We start from the raw sequence: 18,717 nt of genomic DNA on the forward strand, positions 1-18,717 counted from the left end.
GTCAACACAATAAGCAACTCGACCGCAATCGACAACCGGGTATGGTCGAAAAAAGATATAGGAGAGCGACGCGATGACGGCAGGAGCCATCGGGGAAACCACGACAGGCGGTGTACCGGGTCAAGCGATGGGACGCCCTCTGGTCTTCGAGCCGCGGCTGCTGACCGACATGTTCGAGACCACGGTACGGCGGCATGGGTCTCGGCCCGCCATCGATTTCATGGGCCGAATCACCCGATATGACGAACTTGGCGCGATGGTCGACAAGGCCGCCGCCGGGCTCCAGGCGCTGGGGGTGAAGAAGGGCACTCGCGTCGCGCTCTGCCTGCCCAACATCATCTACTATCCCGTGCTCTACTTCGCGACGCTGAAGGCCGGGGGCATCGTCGTCAACGTCAACCCGCTCTATGTCGAGCGCGAGCTGTGCCACCTGCTGGAGGATTCGGGCGCGGAGATCATCGCGACCTGCGACATTCCCGACATTTACGGCCGCGTCTCCCATGTCGCCGAGAAGCTCGGCCTGCGCCATGTCATCTCCTGCCCGGTCGCGGGCGCGCTGCCGACGATCAAGGGGCTGGCCTATCGCCTGCTCAAACGTGCGATGATCGCCGCCCCCGGCCCCTCGCCCCGCCACCTGACCTTTGCGCAGATGATGAAGCGCGGCGGCGCTTTGGCGCCGATCTCGGCGAGGCCCGATGATGTGGCGGTGCTGCAATATACCGGCGGCACCACCGGCAGCCCCAAGGCGGCGATGCTGTCCCACGCCAATCTCGTCGCCAATGCCGATGCCATGGTCATCCATACCGGCGGCGAGGAGATGATCGGCGAGGAACGCATATTGGGCGTGCTTCCCCTCTTCCACGTCTTCGCGCTGACCACCGTGCTCAGCTTTGCGATCCGGGTCGGCGCGGAGATGATCCTGCTTCCCCGGTTCGAACTGGACCAGGTGCTCAAGACCATCGCGCGCAGCAAGCCGACCTATTTCCCCGCCGTCCCCACCATCTACAATGCGATTGCGGGCGTCGCAGAGGCACGCAAGGTCGACCTGTCGGCGATCAAGGCGTGCATTTCGGGCGGCGCCCCCCTGCCCGCCGAGGTGCGCGTGGCGTTCGAGAACACGACCGGCGGCAAGCTGGTCGAAGGTTACGGGCTGTCGGAGGCGTCGCCGATCATCACCTGCAACCCGCTGATCGGCGAGAATAAGGGCGGATCGGCGGGCATCCCCTTCCCCGGTACGATCATCGAGATCCGCGACCGCGACAATCCCGACCGGCTGATGCCGCCGGGCGAGGTCGGCGAAATCTGCGCGCGCGGCCCGCAGGTCATGTCCGGTTACTGGAACAAGCCGAGCGAGAGCGAACAGGTCTTCATCCACGGCGCGCTGCGTACCGGCGATGTCGGCTATCTGGACGAGGACGGCTATCTGTTCATCGTCGACCGGATCAAGGATGTGATCCTGTGCGGGGGCTATAACGTCTATCCGCGCATGATCGAGGAAGCGCTGTACGAGCATCCCGCCGTCGCCGAAGCCGTCGTCATCGGCATTCCCGACCCCTATCGCGGCCAGTCGCCCAAGGCCTTCGTCAAGCTGGCCGCCGATCACCACGCCACGCCCGAAGAGCTGCGTGCCTTTTTACAGGACAAGGTCAGCAAGATCGAACTTCCCCGCGAGGTCGAAATCCGCGAAAGCCTGCCCAAGACCTTGATCGGCAAATTGTCGAAAAAGGAATTGGTTGAAGAAGAATTGGCCAAAGCCGCCGCTGCGGCGGCGCGGCCCGTGGGGGAATAGACGGTGGGGGAAAACGAGGAGCTTCGCGGCATCCAGGATGTCGCGAACAGCTTGGGCGTGACGACGCGCACGCTGCGTTTCTATGAAGATCGCGGACTGATCGAGCCGCGCCGTGTCGGCACCGCGCGCGTCTATTCCAAACGCGAGACGGGGCGGATGCAGTTGATCCTGCGCGGCAAGCGACTGGGCTTTTCCCTTCGCGAGATCGAAGAGTTCCTGCGGCTGTACGATGCCGACCCGCAGCATGTCGAACAGATGCGCGTGCTGGCCGAACGCTGCCGCGAACGGGTCGACGAACTGCGCCAGCAAATGACCGCGCTGGTCCAGACGGTCGACGAACTGGAAACGATCGAACGCGAAGCGCGCGAGCGGATCGCGAAAGCCGGGGCCTGACCCAATCCTCCCCAAGCTATGCTTGGGGAGGGGGACCATCGCGCCAGCGATGGTGGAGGGGCGAGACGGATCGGCCATGCCCCTCCACCACGCCCTTCGGGCGCGGTCCCCCTCCCCATCTGATGATGGGGAGGATTTAGGAGGAGGGGCGCCATCCCAGGCCGAGCGCCTTTTGCAGCGCGACGTAATCATTCGTCAGCCCGGCGACCGCCTGCGACAGCGACTGCTGCGCCGCCACCCGCTGCCGTTCCGCGTCCAGCGTGTCGATCAGCGTGGCCGCCCCCGCCCGATAGCGCTGCTGCATCAGCACCGCTGAGCGATCCGCCGACGCCTTGGCCCGTGCCAGCGTCGCCACCGTGTTGCGCCGCGCCCGGAAGCGCGACAGCGAATCCTCGGCATCGCGCAGCGCCGACAGGACCGCACCGCGATAACGCGCCTCCGCCTCGTCGCGCGCGCCCTCGGCCTGGCCGACCCGGGCATTGGCGCGACCGAAGTTCAGCACATTCCACTGCAGCATCGGCGCGCCCAGCGTCACCAGATTGTCGAGATCGGTCAGCGAGTCGAGCGAGGTGCCGCCGATGCCGATGATCCCCATCAGGTTGAGGCGTGGAAACTTCGCCGCCTCCGCCACGCCGATCCTGGCAGTCTGCGCCGCCAGATTGCGCTCGGCCGCGCGGATGTCGGGGCGACGCTGGAGCAGCGCGGTCGGATCGCCGACCGCCACCTGCGCCGGTGGCAACGGCACCGGTGCCGCCTGGGCCAGGCGCTGGTCGAGCGTGCCGGGTGCCTCGCCGATCAGGATGGCGAGCGCATTGAGATAGGTCTCGACCGAGGACGATAGCGGCAGGATCTGCGCATCGGTGCTCTCCACCTGATTGCGCAACCGCTCGACCTCCAGTTGCGAGGCTGTGCCGTTATTGAACCGCTGGAGCGTCAGGTTCAGCGTGTCGCGCTGCATCTTCGACGCCTCACGCGCCAGGATCAGCCGCTGCTGCGCATCGCGAAGCCCGACATAGGCCTGGGCGACGTCGGCGCTGAGCGAGACCTGCGCGTCGGCGACACTGGCTTCCGCCGCCTCAGCACTGGCGCGCGCGGCCTCGACGGTGCGACGACGGCCGCCGAACAGATCGATCTCCCAGCTGGCATCGAAGCCCAGGTTGAAGAAGTCGACATTGGTGCCGCCGCCAGAGCCGCTCGCCGAACCGCCGGACGCGCCGCCATTGGCGCCGCCCTGCTCTCCGCCACCGCCGCCGAGGTTGAGTTCGGGCAGATTGGCGTGGAGATAGGTCGCGCTGGCATTCGCATTGGGCGCCTGATTGGCGCGCTCCAGTCGCAGCGAGGACCGCGCCTGCTTCAATCGCGCCTGCGCGACCGCGACGTTCGGATTGGACGCCAGCGCCCGCTCCTCCAGCCAGTTGAGCATCGGATCGTTCAGCGTCGTCCACCAGTCGGCCACCGCGGGTGCGGTCGTCGCCAACGTGTTGTCGGCACGCGCGAACCCGGCGGGCGGGGTCGCGGCCGAACCGATGGCCTTGGGCGGCCCGGCATAGTTCGGCCCGACGGTGCAGGCCCCCAGCAGGAGGAGCGGGATGAGGGAAAGCTGCTTGCGCATCATGGGTCTCAATGCATCGCCACGGGGCCGCCCTTGGGCAGCGGGCGGAGGAACAGGACAAGCGGCATCACCATGATGATGCCGACGCACAGGATGAAGAACAGGTCGTTATAGGTCATGACCAGCGCCTGTTGCCGGATCGTGTTGCCGATCATGCGCAGCGCGGCGTCAGGGCTGCCGAATTGCTGGGTCAGCGCATCGATCCAGCCCTGGGTCGACCCAGAATTGGCCGACAGCGATTCCTCCAGCCGACGCTCGTGCAGGAAGCTGCGCTGGTCCTGCACGGTGGCGATGCCCGCCAGCGCGAAGGAACCGCCCAGGTTGCGCGCCGCGCTGAACAGCCCGGCCGCATCGCCCGCCTGAGACGGCGGCACCGAGGAGATCGCCGCCTGGTTCAGGAACACCATGCCCAAAATCGTGCCGACGCCACGCAACAACTGGCTGTCGGTGAACGAACTGCCGGTGGAATCGGCGGTCAGCACCGTGTCGATCCCGGCGCTCAGCGCCATGATGCTCAGCCCCAGCCCGACCGCGATACGGATGTCGACTTTCTTGATCAGGATCGGGGTGAACGGCATCATCATGAGGCTGGGGATGCCGCTCAACAGCACGACCTTGCCCGCCTGGAACGCATTATAGCCTGCGATCGAGGCGAGGAACTGCGGGATCACATAGGAGGTGCCGTAGAGCACCATGCCCAGCACGATCCCCATGATGACCACGCTGCCGAACTGGCGGTCGAGCAACAGCTTCAACCGGATAACCGGACGCGACGCGACGAACTGCCCGGCGAACAACAGGCCAAAGCCGAAGATCGACAAGATGGTCAGTTCGATGATCTCACGCGACTCGAACCACTGCTCGCGCTGCCCTTCCTCAAGCACGACGGTCAGCCCGCCCAGCCCGAGCGCAAGGCCCGCAATGCCCAGCCAGTCGGCCTTGGCCAGCTCGGACAGATGCGGCTTCTGGTGCGGCAGGCCGACGAGCAGCAGCGTAACGAGCACCGCGCCGACCGGGATGTTCAGGAAAAAGGCATAGTGCCAGCTGACATTCTCGGTCAGCCAGCCGCCGATCAGCGGCCCCATAACAGGCCCCAGAATGGCGGTGACGCCGAAGAACGCCGTCCCGATCGGCTGCTGCTCGCGCGGCAGACGGGTGGCGATGATGGTCAGCGCGGTCGGGATCAGCGCGCCGCCAGTGATGCCCTGCCCCGCACGTCCGATGATCATCATCGTCAAATTGGTCGATAGGCCGCACACCACCGAAAAGCCGGTGAACAGGATCGAGGCGATCAGCAGGAAGGTGCGCAGGCCCAGCAGCCGCTCCAGCCACGCCGACAGCGGAATGATGATGATCTCGGCGACCAGATAGGAGGTCGCGATCCACGTCCCCTCGGTCCCGCTCGCGCCGATCTCGCCCTGGATGGTCGGCAGCGCGGAGTTGACGATCGAGATGTCGAGCGTCGCCATCAGTGCGCCGATGCTACCCGCCGCGACGGCGAGCCAGGCGGTCAGGTCGGCCTTCGCCGGAGGGGCGCCCCGCTGGGCGGCGGCGGCGCTCACCGGCGCTGCGCCCCCTCCCGCGCTTCGTTATGCTGGTCCTGCCGCTCGGCGATGTGCTTCAGCGCGCCCTTGGCCGAGCGGGTGTCGACGGTCACCTCGACCGACATGCCGGGCACCATCAGCGCACGGGTCTGCGCATCGGCGTCGACCGCGATGCGGACGGGCACGCGCTGGACGATCTTGGTGAAGTTGCCGGTCGCATTCTGCGGCGGCAACAGAGAGAATTGCGCGCCGGTGCCCGGTGCCACGCTCTCGACATGCCCCTTGATCTCGACACCCGGCAGCGCATCGACGTCGATCTTCACCGGCTGGCCGGGGCGCATCAGGCCCAGCTGCGTTTCCTTGAAGTTCGCGTTGATATACAGCTGGTTGACCGGCACGATCGACATGGTGCGGGTGCCCGCCTGCAGGAACTGGCCGACGCGCACCGTCTTGTTGCCGACTCGACCGCCGATCGAGGCGCGGATCGTGGTCGAGCCCAGATTGACCTCGGCGGCGTCCAGCTGCGCCTTGGCGGCCTGCCCCTGCGAACGCGCCTGCTGCACCTGCGCGTCGAGCGTGCCGATACGGCGACGCGACGCGGCCAGCGCGGCGGAAGCTGCAGCGACCTTGGCATTGGCCTGACGCGCCTGGTTCTGAAGCTGCGACAGACGCTCGCGGCTCTCGGCACCCGATGCGGCGAGCGGCGTGTAGCGCGTCACCTCGGCCTGCGCGAAGGCGGCGTCGCTCTGCGCGGCGCGGAGATCGGCCTCGGCGCGGTCGATCGCGGCCTGCTGTTCCTTGATCTGTGCCTGGACGCCCTCGGCATTGGCGCGGGCGACACCGATCTGCGCCTGAATCTGCGCGGTCTGCGCCTGATAGTCGCGGGTGTCGATCTGGAGCAGCGGCTGGCCCGCCTGGACATTCTGGTTTTCGCCGACGAACACCTTGTCGACATAGCCCGAGACCTTGGGCGCGACCGTGACCGCATCCGCCTGGATGAAGGCGTCGTTGGTCGTCTGCATATACTGGCCGACGCTCTTGTAGTTCGCATACCAAAAGACGCCGCCGATCACGGCGACCGCCGCGACGACCAGCAGGATGACACGGATGCGCCGCTTCTTGGCGGGCGATACGGGGGTCTTGTCCTCCGCCGTCTCCGCATCCTGGCGTTCGGCGTCCTGCCCCTCATTCACTTGGTTTGCGTCGGCCACACCGGCCTCCCTGTCGATGGAATCAAAAGAACTGGATGGTGCATTTGCTCGCACTTGCACAATAAGGCAAGACCATTTATTGAGCTACCTCATATTATGTGCGATTATGAAACCCTGGCGCTCCGCTACAGCCGCATCTATCTCCGTTTCCACCGGCTTCTGGACCGGCAAATGGCCGCGCAAGGCGCTTCGCTGGCGCGCACCAAGATGCTCCACTTCATTGCCAACAATGCGCCGGTTCGTGCCGCCGATGTCGCCGACTGGTTCGACCTGGCCCCCCGCACGGTGACGCAGGCGATCGACACGATGGAGCGCGACGCGCTGGTGGTCCGCGTGCCCGACCCCGACGACCGGCGGGCGAAACGGCTCGACATCACCGATCATGGGCGGCAGGTCCTGCGCCAGACCGAGCCGCTGCGTCGAACGCTGATCGCTCAGGCCTTCGGTTTGCTAAGCGATGAGGAAGTCGGGCAGTTCGCGCGAATCCTCGACAAGATGGAACAGGCGATCGAGGGTTCGCCCGAAAATCAGAACCGCGATCAGATCCTCTCGCCATAGAAACGCAGCGCGGCGGGCGGATCGCTGGGCCGCCCGCCCTGCGCCACCACATGCGCGGCACGGACGGCGGCGCCCAGACTGCCTGCGCGAAACGGCTTGGCGATGCAGCCGATGACCAGCGGATGGCCGCCTCGCTCGGGGCAGTTGCCGCTCAGGAAGATGCAGGGAATACCGCGATCGGCGAGCAGTTGTGCGGCGGTCAGCCCGCTATCGCCATCGGCCAGCTTCACGTCGCAAAGCGCAAGGTCGGGCCGCTCCTCATCAACCAACGCCATGGCGGCGGAGACGGTGTCGGCAATGCCGATCACGCGGTGACCGTGCAGCGTCAATGCGTCCTCGACCAGCATGGCGACCAGCGCCTCATCCTCAATAATCAGGAGGTTCAGCGGGGTTTCGTCGCCGCGATCGTCATCGGCCAGTTCGTTAGGACGCGAGGCGAGCCCCATATGCGCCGCCGTCATGCGGCATGACCAAGATCAGGCACCCATCATCCTCGTTCGTCAACGTCGCGCGCAGCTGATGGCAAAGCCTCGCCACCAATCGATCTCGGTCGACCACATCGGCGATACGTCCCCATCCGATCGCCTCAAACGAGATACGGAGTATTTCGTTCCCCGGCGCTCCGTTCACCGTGAAGATGATGCGTGGCACCCCTGCCCCTTGCGCCATCAGCGCATCGAGCAGCAGCGCAGCCGCCACCGCGCGTTCGATCGGCACCGAGACCGGGCTGTCGACCGTGATCGGCACATTGCCGATCTCTCCTCGTAACTGCGCGATCACGTCGCCGAACAGCGCGGGCAGGTCGACCAGCCCCGGATCGGCGGTGGCGTAGAGCGGCCGGTGCGCGCTCGCCAGCACCTGCAACCGTTCGGCCGCCCGCATCAGCGCGCGGCGCGTGCCGGTATCGGGGGCCTCCCGCCCTTCATGCGAGACGAGACCGATCGCCACTTGCAGCGCGTTGCGGACCCGGTGGTTCAGCTCGGCCAGCAACTGCGCCTGGGTATCGAGCCCGCGCCGCAGCGCCTCCTCGATCCGCAATCGGTGCTGCGCCAGCGCGGCATAATGGCAGAGTAGCAGCAACAGCCGCCGCTCCTCCTCGTCGAACGGCCGCGCCGCACGCCGCCCGAAGCCGAGCGTGCCCAACAACTCGTCCCCGTGCAGCAGCGGCATGCACAGATAGACCTGGACGCCCAGCGACCGGACGAACCCCGTCCGCTCCTCTCCGCTGGACTGGATATCGGTCAGGTGCAGCGTACGCCGCTCGCGCATCGCCTGACCGCAGGCGGACGGGCCGATGTCCAGACCGGCCGCCGCCTGCCACTCGGCCCGGGTCAGGCCGCCTGCAGTCTCCAGCCGGACGGCATCGCCGTCGCGGCGAAAATGGAAAAAGACGTCGAGATGCAGCTCGTCGCGGATCAGCGCGAACAGCGAGTCGATCATCGCACCGGGATCATCCGCCGCCATCAGCCGGTCGGTCGCCGCCGCCACGAGCGACAGATAGCGCTGCGCGTCGGCAGGGCTGGCCGCAGCCGTTCCGATCGCTTCGCCGGGCAGCGGCAAAGGCGGGAATGAAGGTGGTGGGAGAGCCACGGAGGTCAGAGTAACGCTACCGGCCCGTGGCTCCAAGGGGTGTTTCGGATAAATCCGTGGGGCGGGAGGTCATCCCGCCCCAAACGGGTCAGCGCGCCGCCACCGCCGACTGGTCGAGCGGCACGACCGGCAGCCAGACGCGGCTGGTATTGGCGCCACCGCGCTCCAGCGTGATCGTCGCCTTCCGGTAATCGCCCGCCTTGGCCGTGAAGATATTGGGCACGAAGGTCTGCGGATTGCGATCGTAGAGCGGGAACAGGCTCGACTGGACCTGGACCATGATCCGGTGCCCCGGCTGGAACACATGATTCACGGTCGGTAGGCGGAACTTATATTCCTGCACCTTGCCCGCCGGAATGGCCGAGGGGTTGGAGAAGCTGTTGCGATAGCGGCCGCGGAAGATGTCGAGGCTGATCGGCAGTTCATAGCCGCCCATCTTTTCGTCGATCGCGTTTTCGGACGGGAAGACGTCGATGATCTTCACGACGAAATCGCCGTCCGTCCCGGTCGTGCGCGCGAACAGGTCGGCGATCGGCGCGCCGGACACCCGCACCGCCTTGGTCAGAACCGGGGTCGTATAGGTCACGACATCGGTCCGCCCATCGACATGCCGCTGGTCGCTGACCAGCCAGTCGCCCCAGCGGCCGTCGTTGAAGTTTACCGGGCGCGACAGATGCGGCACCGGATTGGCCGGATCGGAGACATAGGCATCCGCCCCCGTCCCCGGCTTGTCGAAGCTGAGCCCCTTGTCCTCCGCCAGATAGAGCGGGGTCAGCGGCGCGGCGCACCCGCTCTGGCAGGCGAGCGGCCACTGGGTCAGCTTGTCCCAGTGATTCTCGCCGGTGTTGTAGATGGCGGCGCTGGGCAGGTTAGCGGGCGCGCCGTCCTTCAGATATTGGTTGAACAGCGGCAGGACCATATCCTCGCGGAACTGCTTGGCGGTGTCGCCATTCCACTGGAACGGCCCCAGGCTGGTGCCGGTGCGGTTGATCTGGCTGTGCCGCCACGGGCCCATCACCAGGAAGTTGTTGCCCAGCTTGCCCTTGGCCTTCAGCGCTTCCCAGGCGGTGATGGCGCCGTACATATCCTCCTGGTCCCACAGCCCCTGTTCCCAGATGGTCGGCACGTTGGAGGGGTTGGCCGCCAGCAGCTTGTCCAGCGCCTGACCCTGCCAGTAGAAATCATAGGCCGGATGCTGCACCACGCGCTGCCACATGGGCAGCTGGTCATAGCCCGACTTCTTCGCCCAGTCGTTCGCCGAACCGTAGCGGAAATTCTCGTAATCGTCGTAGCCGCCGCTGGACGGCGCCTTGCCCTCGCCCTTGTAGCCGGTTTGCGACCCGATCCAGCCGATATTGGCGAGGCGGAACGCGCCGTAATGGAACCAGTCGTCCCCCATCCAGCCGTCGATCATCGGACTTTCGGGCGCGGCGACCTTCAGCGCGGGGTGCGGGTTCAGCAGCGCCATGACGACGGTAAAGCCCTCATAGGACGACCCGATCATGCCGACGCGGCCATTGGATTCGGGCAGGTTCGCCTTGTTCACCAGCCAGTCGATCGTGTCATAGGCGTCGGTGACGTGATCGACCTTGGTCGCGTTCAGCGGGCCGATGACGGGGCGCGTCACGACATAATCACCCTCCGAGCCATACTTGCCGCGAATATCCTGATAGACGCGGATATAGCCCGCCTTGACGAACGCCTCGTCGGCGAGCGGCAGCGCCTCGATCATCTTCGTGCTGTCCGACCGCTTGGCCCGGCCCGCCGCATTATAGGGCGTGCGCGTCAGGACGATCGGGGCGTTCACCGCACCCTTGGGCACGACGACGACGGTGTACAGCTTGGTCCCGTCGCGCATCGGGATCATGATCTCGCGCTTGTCGTAATCCCGCTCCGCGACATTGGTCGGCGGCGTGAAGCGGGCGGGAATGTCGCCGACCGTAGAGTCGGTGACGACCTTCACCGGCGACGGGCCGGTCGCGGGCACCTGTTGCGCGGTGGCGGGCGTCAGGACGGCGAGCGCGCTGGCGGCGAGCAGAAACGGGCGAAAACGCATGGGAAAAACGGACCCCCTCATGGATCGGTGGATGCCGCATCGTGCCGCGACATGGGGTCGGGAGCAACTGGCGGCGTTCATGATACATGGTCTCATTTGGAGTGCAACCGAGGCACATGTCTCGCCTTGCGCTTCCCTTTCGGCGCATCGCCCCATAATATGGTCAGACAACAACGGGGTGCGGCCCCGCGATCCGGGGAGGACCCTACCGAGTGACGACCTTGAAGCGGCGCGGCCCCGCCCATAGTGCCTTGGCGCGGGACATCGGTGTCGCCATCGTGACCGGCCGCATCCCCACCGGATCGACCCTGCCCGGCGAAGTCGAGATCGCCGAACAACGCGGCATATCACGCTCCGTGGTGCGTGAGGCACTGCGGATGCTGTCCGCCAAGGGGCTGGTGGTCAGCAAGCCCAAGGCGGGCACGCGGGTGCGCGAGCGGCTGGAATGGAACCTGCTCGACCCCGAACTGCTCGCCTGGATGTTCGAGGGCGAGCCGCCCGCCGGTTTCGTCACCAGCCTGTTCCAGCTCCGCCTGATCGTCGAACCCGCCGCCGCCGAACTGGCCGCCCTCAAGCGCGACACGCGCCAGCTGTCGCGCATGGGGGCCGCGCTGGAGGCGATGGGCGAACATGGGCTCCATACCGAACAGGGCCGTGCCGCCGACCAGCTGTTCCACAACATCATCCTGGAGGCGACGGGGAATGAGCTGCTGATCAGCCTGTCGGGCAGCATCGGCGCGGCGGTCCGCTGGACCACGCTCTACAAGCACCGCAGCGCCAAGCTGCCCCGCGACTCCATGCCCGAACACCGCCAGCTGTTCGCCGCCATCGCCGACGCCGATGCGTCGGCGGCACGCGCCGCGACCATCGTGCTGGTCGAACAGGCTCGGGAGGATACGGAACGCGCGCTGGCGTGCTGACCCTTTTGAGACATGTCGAAGGGGTGTGGCATGTCACAAGCTGACGGCGGCGCTGGTCGTCGCCAACCCACTCCTCGCCCGGAAAGCCGTTGCTCGCTCTCGCCGGTCTTCCGGCCCGGCCCGAACTCGGTCCGCAGGCCGAAGCCGCCGCCCTTTTGAAAACCGAACGAAACGCCCGGCGCAATCTGGATACGCAAGGGGCGGGACAACATGCCGTCGGCCGGCGGTGGCGGCGGCATTGGCCCAAGGCGGAACCGCGCATCGTCCCTTCGCCCGCATACCACGACATCGTCATCGGTCGGCCCGATAGTGCAAGGGCGTCGGGTCAGGACGACCGGGCCTACCATTGCGGAGGCTTCCCGCTTCACGGGCGCGGCATCGGGAATTGACGCAACCTGCTTGACCGGGAGCATCGGCTCGCTCCTCGTCTATCCGACCTGTGAACGCGCGCAAAGCCAGGGCAGCGCCGCGACGGCCGCCCGACCGTCCGGCATCAAGAATAAACGCTGCTACTTCCGGGGTTGGACAACGGGATCCCTGACGACCAGCCCCAGATAATCGCGGCGATAGCCCTTCAGTGCTTCGGACATGCAATGAAAACTGGGCTGATCGTCGGGCGCAGCGTCACGCTCCGCCAACGGCACCAGATAGTCGCCATAAGGTAGCTTGCCGGTTCGCGAATAATGGACGCCAAGCGATCTCACATGGCATTTCGCCGCCGCACGAGCGAGCGCACGGTTGGTCAGCACCGGCTTTTCGCGGGGCGTGGTGGCACAACCCGCCACCAACAGACAGGCCACCACACTCCATCCCGTCGCGTTCATCTCGCCCCCTCCGATCAGTCGAAAGTCTTATTCGCCCGTGGGAGGCGACATGTCCCCGGACGCCTTCCGCCCCCATCGCGGACGACGCCAGCCCTGCTTGCGCGCGATACGACGCACAAGCAGCCACAGCCCACCGCCCACCGCCAACCAGGGCAGCGCGGCCACGATGACCGCGATCATCGCCGCCAGGCTGTTCGCCAGCGTGTCGCCCGCCGACCGAAGACTTTTGAGGATGACGCCCCGCGATTCCGACGGATCATTGTAAAGATAGTTGATCGTCACCGGCGACATAGCGACGCGCTGCGCCAGGCTGGCCTGTTCGTGCCGCGCCGCATCCAGCTCTTCCTGCGTGGTCGCATAGGCCCGTTCGGCCTGCACCAGTTCACCGACATTGCCCTTGGCCGAGCGGATGATCGTGAGCAATCGCTCAGCCAACGCCTGTTTGGCGCGGACCTTTGCGTTCGTGTCGATCACCTGCCGCGTCACGTCCTCCGCCGTGGATTCTCGCTCGGACAGCCGTGCGCCGCCCGCCCTCGCCAAAGCGTCAAGGCGCCGGTTGAATTGCGTCGCGAGGCGCGCATCGACCAGTAGCATCGCCTCATCGACGGTAGCGACACCGGCAGCGACCGCATCGCCACCGACGCCGGGCGCGTGCAGGGTCGAGCGCACCACCAGACAGCGGGCATTGCCGAGACGGCGACACAAAGTGAGTTGATCACCCTGCACCTTCGCAACCGTCGGCCGATCGAAAACATAGGAAACGGTATAGCTATAGGCGATCTGCGATCCGGCGGCCGCCGTCGCCGGAGCCGAGTCCGGCTCTTGGACGTCGAAGGCCTCGAGCTTCTCGGTTGTCTTGCGAATGGGCGCCTGATCGCAAGACACCAGACATGCCGCCGCCAGCACTGCCGCGATCGTTCGCCTCATGACTCACCCCCCGTTGACCCAGGTCAGGGTCACCCGGTTCCCCGCCAGCGTCAAGCCTATCCCACAGCCTCGAACACAAAGGCCGTGCCGACGAAATCCCCCTTCAGCGGCGCGCGCAAACCCCGGTTCATCCAATAGGCCCCCGATGCCCGCTCCGGCACACCCGCAGGTCGGGCCGATCCGTCGAGCATCCGCACCGTATAGACCCGCGCCGGGTCCAGCCCCTGCGCGTGGATGGCGGCGGGATTGTCGCGCCACATCGACGAATGCAGCATCTGGAACATCACCGCCTGCCTTTTGTCCTGCCCGACATACATGGTCGCCGAGGTCGCATCGTCGCCGCTGGGCGACTCCAGGCGATAGAGCGCGCCGCGCTGCACCGTCTCGCGGATGGTCTTATAGGCCGCGACCCATTTGCGCGCGGTGGCGAAGTCCGCGTCCGCCCATTTGTCGAGGTTCGCGCCGATCCCCAGCCCGCCCTGCATCGACGACAGGAAACGATAATCCAGGCTGGTCACGCGCGTGTTCGCCCAATTGGGGCTGTCCGTGACCCAGGCCATCATCACCGCCACCGGATAGGCGCGGGTAAAGCCGTCCTGGATGGTCAGCCGGTCGGCCGGATCGGTATTGTCCGAGGGCCAGACCTCATCGGTCAGCCCGATGATGCCCAGGTCCACCCGACCACCGCCGCCAGAACACGCCTCGATCTCCAGCTTTGGATGCCGCCGCCGCAGCTCGGACAGGATGAAATAGAGGTTGCGGACATAATCGACATAGACGCGCTGCTGGTCGGCGACCGGCTGTTCGGGCCAGCCCGCCTCGGTCCAGTTGCGGTTATAGTCCCATTTCAGGAAGGCGATGTCATTGTCGCTGACCAGCTTGTCGAGCACGCTCAGCAGGTGATCGCGGACATCGGTGCGCGCGAGGTTCAGGACCAGCTGGTTGCGCCCCTCGGTACGCGGCCGGTCCGGGAAGTTCAGCACCCAGTCGGGATGCGCGCGGTAGAGGTCGCTGTCGACATTCACCATCTCGGGTTCGACCCACAGGCCGAAGTCCATGCCCAGCCCCTTCACCCGGTCGATCAGGGGCTTGAGGCCATTGGGGAATTTCGTCGGGTTGACGGTCCAGTCGCCCAGTCCCGCCTTGTCGTTGTTGCGTGCGCCGAACCAGCCGTCATCGACGACGAACCGCTCGACGCCGATCTTCGCCGCCTTTTCGGCCAGCGCCATCTGCCCCGCCTCGGTCACGTCGAAGGCCGTCGCCTCCCAGCTATTGTAGAGGACCGGGCGCAGCCGCGCCTTGGTCCCGTGCGGCAGGATGTTGGCGACCTCGAACTTGTGGAAGGTGCGCGAGGCCCCGCCCAGCCCGTCGCCGGAATAGCCCGCATAGAAGACCGGCGTGTCGAGCATCTCGCCCGGCTTCAGCGTCCAGGAGAAGTCGTAAGGATTGTATCCGCCCGCGATCCGCACCCGGCCCAGATTGTCGGACGCCACGCTGATCCGGAACGAGCCCGACCAGGCCAGCGCACCATACCAGACCGGCCCATGCTCCTCACTGGTCAGGCCTTCGCGGCCGATCGCGAACCAGGGATTGTTGCCATGGCCGGTCGATCCGCGACGGCTTTCCAATATGGTCGCGGCGGCCTCGACCGGCACCGTCTTCCGGGTCCATTCGGCGGCGTGGCGGCCGGTCAGATAATGAAGCCGGTAATCGTCGCCGACCGGCAGCGAGAGGACCGCCGCCGCCAGCTGGTCGACACGCACCGGCCTGGCATCGCCGTTGCGAACCTTGGCCGAGCGCGCGATGATGCCCGTCGCGGGGTCGATCGTATAGGTCAGCGTGACGAATAGCGGCCGCCGGATATCGGCCAGCTCGACGGTCAGCGTCTCTCCGCTGGCCTTGTGGCTGCGATATTTCAGGACCAGATCGCGATTGCCGTCGGCGAACAGCGCCTTGACGCCCGGCTCGCTGACCAGCCCCTCGCCCTGCCCCGGATATTCCTGAAGCGTGACCGATCCGGCGGGGTCGAAGCCGGACAGTTCGCCCGGCGCCTTCAGGACGATCGGGTCGCCCGTCTTGACCGGATCGCCCGAGATCAGCGGATCGCCCTCCGCCAGCGCCGATCCCCAATAGAGCGGCTGGAGATAGCCCTTCTCATCCACCCCCATCGCATAGGTGACGCCACCGCCGTCGAGGCGGAACACCTTCGCGCCCGCCGGTGCCGTCACCTTCGCCGAAACCGGCGCCGCCACCGCAGCCAGACCCACCCCTGCCAGAATCGCATTCCGCCAGCGCATCACACCTCTCCTGCAAACCTTTGCATTAAGTCTGACATAGCGCGGGACCGTGATGCAAGCGCTTGTTTCAAAAGATCATTGCACGGCCAGCGGCCACAGCGTCTTGAGCGGGCGACCGGCATCGGCCAGCGCCTCGACCGGCACGGTGGCGCCACCGGCGACCAGCGCCTTGCCCTGCACGAAGTCGCGCATCGCATTGACGCAATCGAGCGCGATCACCCGGCCCTGCCGCAGATAGACGACCGAGAAGCTGCGTGAGGCCGGATCGCCACGCAAGATCGCCTGATCATGCCCGGTCGACAGGCCGACCGTTTGCAGCTTCAGGTCATATTGGTTCGACCAGAACCAGGGCACGGCATGATAGGCGACCTCGCGCCCCATGATCGTGCGCGCCGCCACCGTCGCCTGATCATGGGCGTTCTGCACCGATTCCAGCCGGATGACGGCACCGTCGGCAAAGTCGTTGGCATGGGCCGCGCAATCGCCGACCGCATAGATATGGGGCAGGCTGGTGCGCCCCTGCGCATCGACCGCCACGCCATTATCGCCCGCCGCTCCGGCCGCGATCAGCGGCTGCACCGCGGGCATGATGCCGATGCCGACAATCGCCATCTGGGCGGCCAGCACCGTGCCATCGGCCAGCCGGACGCCGCTGATCCGCTCCTCTCCCTCGATACACGCCACGCTCTCGTTGAGCCGCACCGTCACGCCCTGCGCGCGGTGTTCCGCTTCGTAGAAGCGCGACAGGGCCTCGCCCGCGACGCGCGCGAGCACCCGGTCCTGCGCCTCGACGATAGTGACGGCCTTGCCGAACTTGGTCAGCACGGCGGCGGCCTCCAGGCCGATATAGCCGCCGCCGATCACCACCACCTGCGCCACATCCGGCAGTTCGGCGATCAGCCGGTCGACATCGGCGCGGCTGCGGACTCCGTGCACGCCGGTCAGCTGGTGGCCGTCACAGCTCAGCCGCCGGGCATGGCCACCCGCCGCCCAGATCAGCGTGCCATAGTCGATCACGATGCCCGCCACCGTGGTCAGGCACCGCGCCTCGGCATCGACCGCGACGACCTGCTCGCCCAGCCGCAGCGTGATTGCGCGCTCTTCCCAAAAACGCTCGGGGCGGATCAGGATACGCTCGAACGGCTTGTCCCCGGCCAGATACTCCTTGGACAGCGGCGGGCGCTCATAGGGCGGCCAGTCCTCTTCGCCGATCATCGCGATCGTGCCCTCGAACCCTTCCTGGCGAAGCGCGATGGCAGCCTGCGCCCCCGCATGGCCGGTGCCGACGATAACGATGTCGTAAGAGGGATTGTGCATATCGGTCATGGCCTATCCCCTAGGATGGATCGGCGGCGGCTGCCAATGACCATGACCCAACGACCATGACAAAGCGTTGCAAGTGCGAAAGACCGTCTTCAATCGCGCGACGCTTGTCGCTAGGGGAAAGGGCAAATCCTCAGGAGACACCATGAGCAAGCTGCACCTCGTGTTCGGCGGCCGCGTCAGCGACCCGCAGACCCTTGATTTCGTCGATCCCGCCGGGCTGGAAGTGGTCGGCGTATTTCCCGACTATGCCAGCGCCGAAAAGGCCTGGCGCGCCGCCGCGCAGCGTACCGTCGACGATGCCGAGATGAAGTTCGTGGTGGTGCACCTGCACCGCCTGCTTGAGCCGACGCTCGACTGATTGGGATGGGGGCGGAAGCCTATTCCGCCCTACCTTCCAGAACCCCGTTCGCACTGAGCGAAGTCTAAGTGCACGGGATGGCGCCGATGCTGGGCGAGGTTCAGGCGCGGCCTTCGACTTCGCTCAGGCGGGACCGAGGGTGGGATAAAGTCCCCCCTCGCTTCAGGCGTTGCGATAGCGCCACAGCAGCAACGGCTTGGCAAAGACCAGCCCGGCGATGAACCCGCCGATATGCGCGGCGACTGCGATCGCACCCATTCCCATGCCCGCATAGCCGAGCAGCAGCTGGATACCGATCCATCCGGCCGCCAGCCACAGGACATGGGTCAATTCCGCCGACAGTCCGGCAATGCCCCGGGTCGCGCGCCGCCGTCCGAACAGCAGCGCATAGGCCCCGACAATGGCCGAGATTGCGCCGCTTGCACCGATCATCGGCATGGGCGAAGCGGGATCGGGAAAATATTGCGCCATCGCGGCGGCATAGGCACCCACGACATACAGCACCGCGATGCCTCGCGGCCCGAGCGCGCGCTCGGTCTGCGCACCACAATAGACCAGCATCACCAGATTGAAGGCGATATGCGCGAACCCGCCATGGATCAGCGTCGCGCTGAGCGGGGTCAGCAGCGTCGGCACCGCAAAGCCGAAATCGGGCGGAAGGACCGCGCCCTCGAAACGCAGGGGTATAAACCCGCCCGCCACCGCCGCATCCGGCACCATGTCGGTGACGATGAGGATCAGCGACACGGCCGCCGTGACGACCGCGATGGCCGTCGTGGCCCGTGCCGCTGCCCAGTTCATCGGGTCAGATGAACTCGATCTTGCTGACGACGTAATAACGGTCGCCCGACGGCACCGTCACCTCGACCTCTTCGTCCAGCTTGCGCCCGATCAGCGCACGGCCGAGCGGCGAGTTGTAGCTGATCCGACCGGTCTTGGCGTCAGCCTCGGTCTGGCCGACGATCTGGTACTTAACCGGCTTGTCATCCTCGTCGAGCAGCGTGACGGTCGCACCGAATACGATCTTGTCGCCCGACAGATCCTTCGGGTCGATGATCTGCGCACGGCTCAGCTTGTCCTCGATGTCGGCGATCGTCGCCTCGACCTGACCCTGCCGTTCCTTGGCCGCATGATATTCGGCGTTTTCGGACAGGTCGCCGTGTGCACGCGCTTCCTCGATCGCGTCGACGATCAGCGGCCGCTCTTCTTTCAGACGCCGCAGGTCCTGGGTGAGCTTGTCATAGCCCTCCTGGAGCATCGGCATCTTTTCGACGGTCGCCATATTCCTAGTCCCCAATTCTTACGCATTCCC

The 18,717-nt window shown here is 66.2% G+C and carries 17 protein-coding genes; 5 read left to right on the top strand and 12 right to left on the bottom strand.

Features of this window, described 5'->3' with window-relative positions:
* Positions 1 to 127 precede the first annotated feature (127 nt).
* Together ACWKSV_RS07250 and ACWKSV_RS07255 are read left to right on the top strand one after the other, a co-directional pair.
* Positions 128 to 1,789, top strand: coding sequence for a long-chain-fatty-acid--CoA ligase (locus ACWKSV_RS07250; RefSeq protein WP_237243389.1), 1,662 nt, complete (start codon positions 128 to 130; stop codon positions 1,787 to 1,789).
* Between the two features lie 3 nt (positions 1,790 to 1,792).
* Complete coding sequence (locus ACWKSV_RS07255; protein ID WP_056433848.1) at positions 1,793 to 2,182, top strand: MerR family transcriptional regulator; 390 nt, start codon at positions 1,793 to 1,795, stop codon at positions 2,180 to 2,182.
* A gap of 136 nt (positions 2,183 to 2,318) precedes the next feature.
* On the opposite strand, the gene ACWKSV_RS07260 is transcribed toward ACWKSV_RS07255, so the two are convergent.
* The 3 genes from ACWKSV_RS07260 to ACWKSV_RS07270 are packed head-to-tail and all read right to left on the bottom strand — an operon-like array spanning position 2,319 to position 6,549.
* Positions 2,319 to 3,794, bottom strand: a complete 1,476-nt coding sequence (locus tag ACWKSV_RS07260; protein ID WP_076718267.1) for an efflux transporter outer membrane subunit — start codon at positions 3,792 to 3,794, stop codon at positions 2,319 to 2,321.
* An 8-nt stretch (positions 3,795 to 3,802) separates the two neighbouring features.
* Positions 3,803 to 5,356 (bottom strand): MDR family MFS transporter, encoded by a 1,554-nt coding sequence (locus ACWKSV_RS07265; RefSeq protein WP_076716779.1) that lies wholly within the window; start codon positions 5,354 to 5,356, stop codon positions 3,803 to 3,805.
* Positions 5,353 to 6,549, bottom strand: a complete 1,197-nt coding sequence (locus ACWKSV_RS07270; RefSeq protein WP_056433855.1) for an HlyD family secretion protein — start codon at positions 6,547 to 6,549, stop codon at positions 5,353 to 5,355. The genes ACWKSV_RS07265 and ACWKSV_RS07270 overlap by 4 nt, the downstream gene beginning before the upstream one ends.
* Before the next feature lie 96 nt (positions 6,550 to 6,645).
* Here ACWKSV_RS07270 and ACWKSV_RS07275 point away from each other — a divergent pair, with 96 nt between their 5' ends.
* Entirely contained in the window at positions 6,646 to 7,107 is a 462-nt protein-coding gene (locus ACWKSV_RS07275) for a MarR family winged helix-turn-helix transcriptional regulator (RefSeq protein ID WP_076716781.1), read from the top strand.
* Here the strand turns inward: ACWKSV_RS07275 and ACWKSV_RS07280 are convergent.
* The 3 genes from ACWKSV_RS07280 to ACWKSV_RS07290 form a co-directional block, all read right to left on the bottom strand.
* Positions 7,089 to 7,568 carry a response regulator gene (locus tag ACWKSV_RS07280; protein ID WP_056433861.1) on the bottom strand — a complete coding sequence of 160 codons (480 nt, stop codon included), beginning with the start codon at positions 7,566 to 7,568 and terminating at the stop codon, positions 7,089 to 7,091. The two genes, ACWKSV_RS07275 and ACWKSV_RS07280, sit on opposite strands and share 19 nt — an antisense overlap.
* Complete coding sequence (locus ACWKSV_RS07285) at positions 7,531 to 8,697, bottom strand: GAF domain-containing protein (protein ID WP_156884301.1); 1,167 nt, start codon at positions 8,695 to 8,697, stop codon at positions 7,531 to 7,533. The genes ACWKSV_RS07280 and ACWKSV_RS07285 overlap by 38 nt, the downstream gene beginning before the upstream one ends.
* An 88-nt stretch (positions 8,698 to 8,785) precedes the next feature.
* Entirely contained in the window at positions 8,786 to 10,753 is a 1,968-nt protein-coding gene (locus ACWKSV_RS07290) for a CocE/NonD family hydrolase (RefSeq protein WP_156884302.1), read from the bottom strand.
* Positions 10,754 to 10,965: 212 nt separating this feature from the next.
* On the opposite strand from ACWKSV_RS07290, the gene ACWKSV_RS07295 reads away from it, so the two are divergent.
* Positions 10,966 to 11,673, top strand: coding sequence for a FadR/GntR family transcriptional regulator (locus ACWKSV_RS07295; RefSeq protein ID WP_076716784.1), 708 nt, complete (start codon positions 10,966 to 10,968; stop codon positions 11,671 to 11,673).
* Between the two features lie 509 nt (positions 11,674 to 12,182).
* On the opposite strand, the gene ACWKSV_RS07300 is transcribed toward ACWKSV_RS07295, so the two are convergent.
* The 4 genes from ACWKSV_RS07300 to ACWKSV_RS07315 form a co-directional block, all read right to left on the bottom strand.
* The gene (locus tag ACWKSV_RS07300; protein ID WP_076716786.1) at positions 12,183 to 12,497 is read right to left on the bottom strand and encodes a hypothetical protein; all 315 of its coding nucleotides are present in this window, start codon (positions 12,495 to 12,497) and stop codon (positions 12,183 to 12,185) included.
* Positions 12,498 to 12,524: 27 nt separating this feature from the next.
* Positions 12,525 to 13,424, bottom strand: coding sequence for a DUF4349 domain-containing protein (locus ACWKSV_RS07305; protein WP_083706674.1), 900 nt, complete (start codon positions 13,422 to 13,424; stop codon positions 12,525 to 12,527).
* A gap of 56 nt (positions 13,425 to 13,480) precedes the next feature.
* Complete coding sequence (locus tag ACWKSV_RS07310; protein ID WP_083706675.1) at positions 13,481 to 15,721, bottom strand: alpha-galactosidase; 2,241 nt, start codon at positions 15,719 to 15,721, stop codon at positions 13,481 to 13,483.
* Between the two features lie 75 nt (positions 15,722 to 15,796).
* The gene (locus ACWKSV_RS07315) at positions 15,797 to 17,047 is read right to left on the bottom strand and encodes an NAD(P)/FAD-dependent oxidoreductase (RefSeq protein WP_083706676.1); all 1,251 of its coding nucleotides are present in this window, start codon (positions 17,045 to 17,047) and stop codon (positions 15,797 to 15,799) included.
* Between the two features lie 142 nt (positions 17,048 to 17,189).
* On the opposite strand from ACWKSV_RS07315, the gene ACWKSV_RS07320 reads away from it, so the two are divergent.
* Positions 17,190 to 17,405 (top strand): DUF4170 domain-containing protein, encoded by a 216-nt coding sequence (locus ACWKSV_RS07320; RefSeq protein WP_056433879.1) that lies wholly within the window; start codon positions 17,190 to 17,192, stop codon positions 17,403 to 17,405.
* Positions 17,406 to 17,567: 162 nt separating this feature from the next.
* Here the strand turns inward: ACWKSV_RS07320 and ACWKSV_RS07325 are convergent, their stop codons facing one another.
* Positions 17,568 to 18,206 (bottom strand): rhomboid family intramembrane serine protease, encoded by a 639-nt coding sequence (locus tag ACWKSV_RS07325; RefSeq protein ID WP_076716789.1) that lies wholly within the window; start codon positions 18,204 to 18,206, stop codon positions 17,568 to 17,570.
* A 4-nt stretch (positions 18,207 to 18,210) separates the two neighbouring features.
* Positions 18,211 to 18,687 carry a transcription elongation factor GreA gene (gene greA, locus ACWKSV_RS07330; protein WP_042483476.1) on the bottom strand — a complete coding sequence of 159 codons (477 nt, stop codon included), beginning with the start codon at positions 18,685 to 18,687 and terminating at the stop codon, positions 18,211 to 18,213.
* Positions 18,688 to 18,717: the final 30 nt, after the last annotated feature.

The organism is Sphingomonas sp. SphC10 (assembly GCF_057004845.1).

Coding starts and splice junctions, on each gene's coding strand:
- ACWKSV_RS07280 (WP_056433861.1), bottom strand. CDS start 7,568: ATGACGGCGGCGCATATGGGGCTCGCCTCGCGTCCTAACGAACTGGCC.
- ACWKSV_RS07300 (WP_076716786.1), bottom strand. CDS start 12,497: ATGAACGCGACGGGATGGAGTGTGGTGGCCTGTCTGTTGGTGGCGGGT.
- ACWKSV_RS07320 (WP_056433879.1), top strand. CDS start 17,190: ATGAGCAAGCTGCACCTCGTGTTCGGCGGCCGCGTCAGCGACCCGCAG.
- ACWKSV_RS07305 (WP_083706674.1), bottom strand. CDS start 13,424: ATGAGGCGAACGATCGCGGCAGTGCTGGCGGCGGCATGTCTGGTGTCT.
- ACWKSV_RS07260 (WP_076718267.1), bottom strand. CDS start 3,794: ATGCGCAAGCAGCTTTCCCTCATCCCGCTCCTCCTGCTGGGGGCCTGC.
- ACWKSV_RS07290 (WP_156884302.1), bottom strand. CDS start 10,753: ATGCGTTTTCGCCCGTTTCTGCTCGCCGCCAGCGCGCTCGCCGTCCTG.
- ACWKSV_RS07325 (WP_076716789.1), bottom strand. CDS start 18,206: ATGAACTGGGCAGCGGCACGGGCCACGACGGCCATCGCGGTCGTCACG.
- ACWKSV_RS07310 (WP_083706675.1), bottom strand. CDS start 15,721: ATGCGCTGGCGGAATGCGATTCTGGCAGGGGTGGGTCTGGCTGCGGTG.
- ACWKSV_RS07315 (WP_083706676.1), bottom strand. CDS start 17,047: ATGACCGATATGCACAATCCCTCTTACGACATCGTTATCGTCGGCACC.
- ACWKSV_RS07275 (WP_076716781.1), top strand. CDS start 6,646: ATGTGCGATTATGAAACCCTGGCGCTCCGCTACAGCCGCATCTATCTC.
- ACWKSV_RS07250 (WP_237243389.1), top strand. CDS start 128: ATGGGACGCCCTCTGGTCTTCGAGCCGCGGCTGCTGACCGACATGTTC.
- greA (WP_042483476.1), bottom strand. CDS start 18,687: ATGGCGACCGTCGAAAAGATGCCGATGCTCCAGGAGGGCTATGACAAG.